Source organism: Streptomyces sp. NPDC026417 (genome assembly GCF_055567695.1).
The window spans coordinates 104,989-111,078 of the sequence record NZ_JBVHPY010000016.1; the positions used below are offsets into that span (position 1 = coordinate 104,989).

A 6,090-nucleotide genomic window follows, 5' to 3' on the forward strand; every position below is an offset into this window, starting at 1 on the left:
CATGACCAGCAAGACGGACGAGGCTCTCGGGTACGAGCAGGCGCGGGACGAACTGATCGAGGTCGTGCGGCGCCTGGAGGCGGGCGGCACGTCGCTCGAGGAGTCCCTGGCGCTCTGGGAGCGGGGCGAGGAGCTGGCGAAGGTGTGCCGGCGCTGGCTGGACGGGGCGCGGGCGCGTCTGGACGCCGCCCTCGCCGAGGAGCGCGACCCCGCGGACGGGGCGGACGGGGAGTAGCCCCGCATCACCGGAGACCTGTGAAGCGGATCACGACGGTCCCGTTTTGGTTGAAACTTGAACTTCTTCGGCGTACTGTCGTGATCGCCAGCTGATCCACCGCACGTCTCGAGAAGGTTCTCTTCATGTCTCTCGTCCTTGACCCCGCCGCCCAGGACCTGCTGTTCCGCGAGGCCCGCACCGCGAACACCTTCACCGACGAGCCGGTGACCGACGAGCAGGTGCAGGCGATCTACGACCTGGTCAAGTACGGTCCGACCGCCTTCAACCAGTCGCCGCTGCGCATCACCCTGGTCCGCTCCGCGGAGGCCCGCGAGCGTCTGGTCCCGCTGATGGCCGAAGGCAACCGGCCGAAGACGGCCACCGCCCCGCTGGTCGCCATCCTCGCCGCGGACAACGAGTTCCACGAGGAGCTGCCGCAGCTCTTCCCGCACTTCCCGCAGGCCAAGGACGCCTTCTTCTCCGAGCGCCCGGCCCGTGAGGGTGCCGCCGCGCTGAACGCCGCCCTCCAGGCCGCGTACTTCATCATCGGCGTCCGCGCCGCCGGCCTCGCCGCGGGCCCGATGACCGGCTTCGACTTCGCCGGCGTCCAGAAGGAGTTCCTGGACGACGACCACACCCCGCTGATGATCGTCAACATCGGCAAGCCCGGCGACGACGCCTGGTACCCGCGCTCCCCGCGCCTCGCGGTCGACGAGGTCGTCACCACCGTCTGACGCGACGACGCATGGCGAAGGGCCCCCGGCGACACGCCGGGGGCCCTTCGCCATGCGGTCAGGAGGTCCGCAGCGCCGCGGCCATCTTGGTGAGGCGGTCGAACGAGGCCGTGCCGGTCACCACCGTCGTGGAGTTCTTCTCCTTCAGGACGAGCGCGTCGTACTGACCACCCTCGTACCGCTGCCACGTCCGGTCGCCGATGCGCTCCGTCTTCGCCGTCTCCTCGGCGCCCTGGCTGGCGTCGTCGATGAAGGCGGCGGGCCGCTGCGTGGACTGCTCGACCGCCACGTACTCGCCGTCCGGGTCGTGGTAGCCCAGGTGCCAGGCGTCGAAGTTGTCACCCTCGAACCGCACGGACGTCGCCTTCCAGGCCGCCGGCAGGCCCTCGGGGGCCGCCACGGGATAGCTCGCCGCGCGGCGGGCCGTGCTCAGCTCGACGGCGTAGTCCACCCGCTTGACCGGGGGCTCGGAGTCGTCGTGCGGGACGAAGATGTAGATGAAGCCCGCGACCAGCCCGATGAAGCCCAAGGACAGAATCATGTCCCGGACCGTCTGCTTGCCTTTCATACCTGCCACGCCCTCTATCGTCGCAGGTGCAGTGGTCTGCTCATCCGTGGGGCCCCCTGCTCATTTTGTCTGTCTGACGATAGAGTCGGGGCACACCCTCATCCGGCCGTCGTCGTATCAGAAAGGTGCGCTCCGATGACCGAGCATCACTTGCCGTCCGAACTCGAGGTCCCGTCCGAGGCCCCCGACCGCAACCTCGCCCTGGAACTCGTCCGGGTCACCGAAGCCGCCGCGATGGCCGCGGGCCGCTGGGTCGGCCGCGGTGACAAGAACGGCGCCGACGGCGCCGCCGTACGAGCCATGCGGACCCTCGTCTCCACCGTCTCCATGAACGGCGTCGTCGTCATCGGCGAGGGGGAGAAGGACGAGGCCCCGATGCTCTTCAACGGGGAGCGCGTGGGCGACGGGACCGGCGCGGAGTGCGACATCGCCGTCGACCCCATCGACGGGACCACCCTGACCGCCAAGGGCATGACCAACGCGATCGCGGTGCTGGCCGCCGCCGACCGCGGCACCATGTTCGACCCGTCCGCCGTCTTCTACATGGACAAGCTGGTCACCGGTCCGGAGGCCGCCGACTTCGTCGACATCAACGCGCCCGTCTCGGTGAACATCCGCCGGGTCGCCAAGGCCAAGGGCGTCACGCCCGAGGACGTCACCGTGGTCATCCTGGACCGGCCGCGGCACGACGGGATCATCAAGGAGATCCGGGAGACCGGCGCCCGCATCAAGCTGATCTCCGACGGCGACGTCGCGGGCTCGATCCTGGCGCTGCGCGAGGGCACCGGCATCGACCTGCTGCTCGGCATCGGCGGCACCCCGGAGGGCATCATCTCGGCCTGCGCCGTGAAGTGCCTGGGCGGCACCATCCAGGGCAAGCTGTGGCCCAAGGACGACGAGGAGCGCCAGCGGGCCGTCGACGCGGGCCACGACCTCGACCGCGTCCTCTACACCGACGACCTGGTGTCCGGCGAGAACGTCTTCTTCGTCGCGACCGGCATCACGGACGGCGAACTGCTGCGCGGGGTGCGCTACCGCGCCGAGACGGCCACGACCGAGTCGATCGTGATGCGCTCCAAGTCCGGCACGGTCCGGCAGATCACCTCGGAGCACCGGCTGAGCAAGCTGCGTGCCTACAGCGCGATCGACTTCGACCGCGCCAAGTAGACCCGCGGGCCCGTCCGCCGACGAGCCGTGCACACGCGAGAGGGGCGCCCCCCGTGCGGGGAGGGCGCCCCTCTCGCGTGTGCGGCGCCGGCTAGCCGGCGGCGGCTATCGTCCCCGAGGTGCGTGCCGTCTTCTTCAGTTCGAGATCGCGGCGGCGGCGCCGGGCGAGCACCACACGGCGCTCGGCGGCGGTGAGGCCGCCCCACACGCCGTACGGCTCGGGTTGCAACAGCGCGTGTTCCCGGCACTCGACCATGACGGGACAGCGCGCGCAGACGCGCTTCGCGGCCTCCTCCCGGGAGAGCCGCGCAGCGGTCGGTTCCTTGGAGGGTGCGAAGAACAGGCCCGCCTCGTCACGCCGGCAGACGGCCTCCGTATGCCACGGGGCTTCCTGATCCCTGTCCCGCACTGGCGCCCGCTGGGCCGGAACGGCAGCTACCTGCAGGGACTGATGCGGCGGTTGCAGCACGGTCTACTCCTGACGACGGCTTCGCGAGCGTGCCGGGCGCCGCGGACCTTCCCGCAGCGCCCTCCGAGAGACGATGCAGCAAGGCCTACCCGCTGTGCGCGCGCCTATGCACTGCGTTCCGAAGCGCGGAGTTTCTCCCTCCTCTCCGGACCGCGCGACTGGACCAATTCGCCCCGGGCGCCGCCGAATTCACAAGCGTCAATGCCCCAGGTGTTTGCGCAAACCGCGGTCGACCTTCCCCGCGACGCGGTCCGTCACCCGGTCGAGGATGTCGGCAACGAGCTTGCCCCGCTTGGCCCTTGCCTCCACATTGCCGAGTACGGCCATGCCGTCGACGTAGATCACGGGGGCGTCCGGGTCGTCGGCGTCCAGGGTGGACACTTCGAAGTTGCCGAGGACGCCGCCGCCGCTGCCGCGAAGCGACACGTTCTCCGGGACGCGGACCTCCACGTTGCCGAAGACCGAGACGGCTTTGATCACCACCTGCTGGTACTCGAAGATCGCCTCGCTCAGGTCGATCTCGACGCTGCCGAAGATCGCGTACGCGTGCAGGCGGCGGCCGGCCCGCCAGCGGCCCTTGCGGACGGCGGCGCTGAAGACGGCCACCACGTTCTCGTCGGCGTCCACGGGGATCGCGCCCTCGGTGGGACGGTTCGGCGCGGGTGTGTAGGCCGGGGCGGCGCGGCGCTGGTGGCCGGCGGGCAGGTCGCGCACGAAGACGTCGAGCTCGCCCACCGTCTTGGCGCTCAGCACCCCCTCGACGCGCTCGGCGTGCTCCTCGGCGGTCAGTCGGCCCTCCGCGAGGGCGTCGCGCAGGATGTCCGCGATCCGGTCGCGGTCGGCATCGGAACAGCGCAGCTCGGTCGGCGTGACGGGCCGGCCGGCGGGCGTGCTGTCGGTCGGGGCGGCGCTCTTGTGAAGGTCCACGGCAGCAGCGTACCCAAACGCGATAGATCGCGACTACCCCCTCTCGCGAGCTGTGGAAAACTCCGCCGGCCCGGCGGTCCGGTGCGGCCGCCCGAACTGAGCCTTACCTCACAAGCCCGCCGCCGCCCCCAGGTTCTACGCTGGTGGACGCTGCCAACGGAGGCCAGCCGCTGTCTGTCGAGTGAGGAATGGGCGAGATGCCTGAGTTCGCGTACACCGATCTGCTCCCCCAGGGAGAGGACACCACCCCCTACCGGCTGGTGACCTCCGAGGGTGTCTCCACCTTCGAGGCCGACGGGCGGACCTTCCTCAAGGTGGAGCCGGAGGCGCTGCGCAAGCTGGCCGCCGAGGCCATCCACGACATCCAGCACTATCTGCGGCCCGCCCACCTCGCCCAGCTCCGGCGCATCATCGACGACCCGGAGGCCTCGGCCAACGACAAGTTCGTCGCGCTCGACCTGCTGAAGAACGCGAACATCGCGGCCGCGGGCGTGCTCCCCATGTGCCAGGACACCGGCACCGCCATCGTGATGGGCAAGCGCGGCCAGAACGTCCTCACCGAGGGCGGCGACGAGGCGGCCCTCTCGCGCGGCATCTACGACGCGTACAAGAACCTGAACCTGCGGTACTCGCAGATGGCCCCGCTGACGATGTGGGACGAGAAGAACACCGGCTCGAACCTGCCGGCCCAGATCGAGCTGTACGCGACCGACGGCGGCGCCTACAAGTTCCTCTTCATGGCGAAGGGCGGCGGCTCGGCCAACAAGTCGTTCCTCTACCAGGAGACGAAGGCCGTCCTGAACGAGTCCTCCATGATGAAGTTCCTGGAGGAGAAGATCCGTTCGCTGGGCACGGCCGCCTGCCCGCCGTACCACCTGGCGATCGTCGTCGGCGGCACGAGCGCCGAGTACGCGCTCAAGACCGCCAAGTACGCCTCCGCGCACTACCTGGACGAGATCCCGGCCGAGGGTTCCGAACTGGGGCACGGCTTCCGGGACAAGGAGCTGGAGGAGAAGGTCTTCGAGCTGACGCAGAAGATCGGGATCGGCGCCCAGTTCGGCGGCAAGTACTTCTGCCACGACGTGCGCGTGGTGCGCCTGCCCCGCCACGGCGCGTCCTGCCCGGTCGCCATCGCCGTGTCCTGCTCCGCCGACCGTCAGGCCGTCGCGAAGATCACGGCGGAGGGCGTCTTCCTGGAGCAGCTGGAGACGGACCCGGCGCGCTTCCTGCCGGACACGACCGACGAGCACCTCGACGAGGCCGGCGACGTCGTGAAGATCGACCTCAACCAGCCGATGGACGACATCCTCGCCGAACTGACCAAGTACCCCGTGAAGACCCGGCTCTCGCTCACCGGGCCGCTCGTGGTGGCGCGTGACATCGCGCACGCCAAGATCAAGGAGCGGCTGGACGCGGGCGAGGAGATGCCGCAGTACCTGAAGGACCACCCCGTGTACTACGCCGGCCCGGCGAAGACGCCCGAGGGGTACGCGTCCGGCTCGTTCGGCCCGACCACCGCCGGCCGGATGGACTCCTACGTGGAGCAGTTCCAGGCGGCCGGGGGCTCCAAGGTGATGCTCGCCAAGGGCAACCGGTCCCAGCAGGTGACCGACGCGTGCGGCACGCACGGCGGCTTCTATCTCGGCTCGATCGGCGGGCCGGCCGCGCGGCTCGCGCAGGACTGCATCAAGAAGGTCGAGGTCGTCGAGTACGAGGAGCTCGGCATGGAGGCCGTCTGGAAGATCGAGGTCGAGGACTTCCCGGCGTTCGTCGTCGTCGACGACAAGGGCAACGACTTCTTCAAGGACCCGGCGCCCGCGCCGACGTTCACGTCGATTCCCGTGCGGGGTCCCGGGCTGGCCTAGCCGGGAGACGGGCCGCCGCGGCCCCCTCCGCATGTTCCCTGTCGGGGGCCGGGGGGTTGGGAACCGCGGGCACGAGGAAGCCCCCCCCCCCCCCCCCGGACCCCCGACGAAACCAAAACCAACCCCCCCGGTGAGGGGGAAGA

Annotated in this window: 7 protein-coding genes; 4 read left to right on the forward strand and 3 right to left on the reverse strand. The window is 70.1% G+C overall.

Annotated elements, in window-relative coordinates:
• The first annotated feature begins 1 nt into the window (after position 1).
• On the forward strand, positions 2-235 hold the full coding sequence (locus ACZ4NT_RS24545; RefSeq protein ID WP_121405762.1) for an exodeoxyribonuclease VII small subunit: 234 nt from the start codon (positions 2-4) through the stop codon (positions 233-235).
• Between the two features lie 125 nt (positions 236-360).
• Entirely contained in the window at positions 361-951 is a 591-nt protein-coding gene (locus ACZ4NT_RS24550; RefSeq protein ID WP_121405761.1) for a malonic semialdehyde reductase, read from the forward strand.
• 58 nt (positions 952-1,009) lie between these two features.
• On the opposite strand, the gene ACZ4NT_RS24555 is transcribed toward ACZ4NT_RS24550, so the two are convergent.
• A complete protein-coding gene (locus tag ACZ4NT_RS24555; protein ID WP_467727603.1) occupies positions 1,010-1,528 on the reverse strand; it encodes a DUF4245 domain-containing protein in 519 nt (172 codons plus the stop codon).
• A gap of 126 nt (positions 1,529-1,654) precedes the next feature.
• Here ACZ4NT_RS24555 and glpX point away from each other — a divergent pair, with 126 nt between their 5' ends.
• Positions 1,655-2,686 (forward strand): class II fructose-bisphosphatase, encoded by a 1,032-nt coding sequence (glpX, locus tag ACZ4NT_RS24560; RefSeq protein ID WP_121405759.1) that lies wholly within the window; start codon positions 1,655-1,657, stop codon positions 2,684-2,686.
• 91 nt (positions 2,687-2,777) lie between these two features.
• Here the strand turns inward: glpX and ACZ4NT_RS24565 are convergent, their stop codons facing one another.
• Both ACZ4NT_RS24565 and ACZ4NT_RS24570 read right to left on the reverse strand, forming a co-directional pair.
• A complete protein-coding gene (locus ACZ4NT_RS24565) occupies positions 2,778-3,155 on the reverse strand; it encodes a WhiB family transcriptional regulator (protein WP_121405758.1) in 378 nt (125 codons plus the stop codon).
• A gap of 198 nt (positions 3,156-3,353) precedes the next feature.
• A complete protein-coding gene (locus tag ACZ4NT_RS24570) occupies positions 3,354-4,082 on the reverse strand; it encodes a DUF1707 SHOCT-like domain-containing protein (protein WP_467727604.1) in 729 nt (242 codons plus the stop codon).
• A gap of 197 nt (positions 4,083-4,279) precedes the next feature.
• Between ACZ4NT_RS24570 and ACZ4NT_RS24575 the strand changes: the two genes are divergently transcribed.
• Entirely contained in the window at positions 4,280-5,947 is a 1,668-nt protein-coding gene (locus ACZ4NT_RS24575) for a fumarate hydratase (RefSeq protein WP_467727606.1), read from the forward strand.
• Positions 5,948-6,090: the final 143 nt, after the last annotated feature.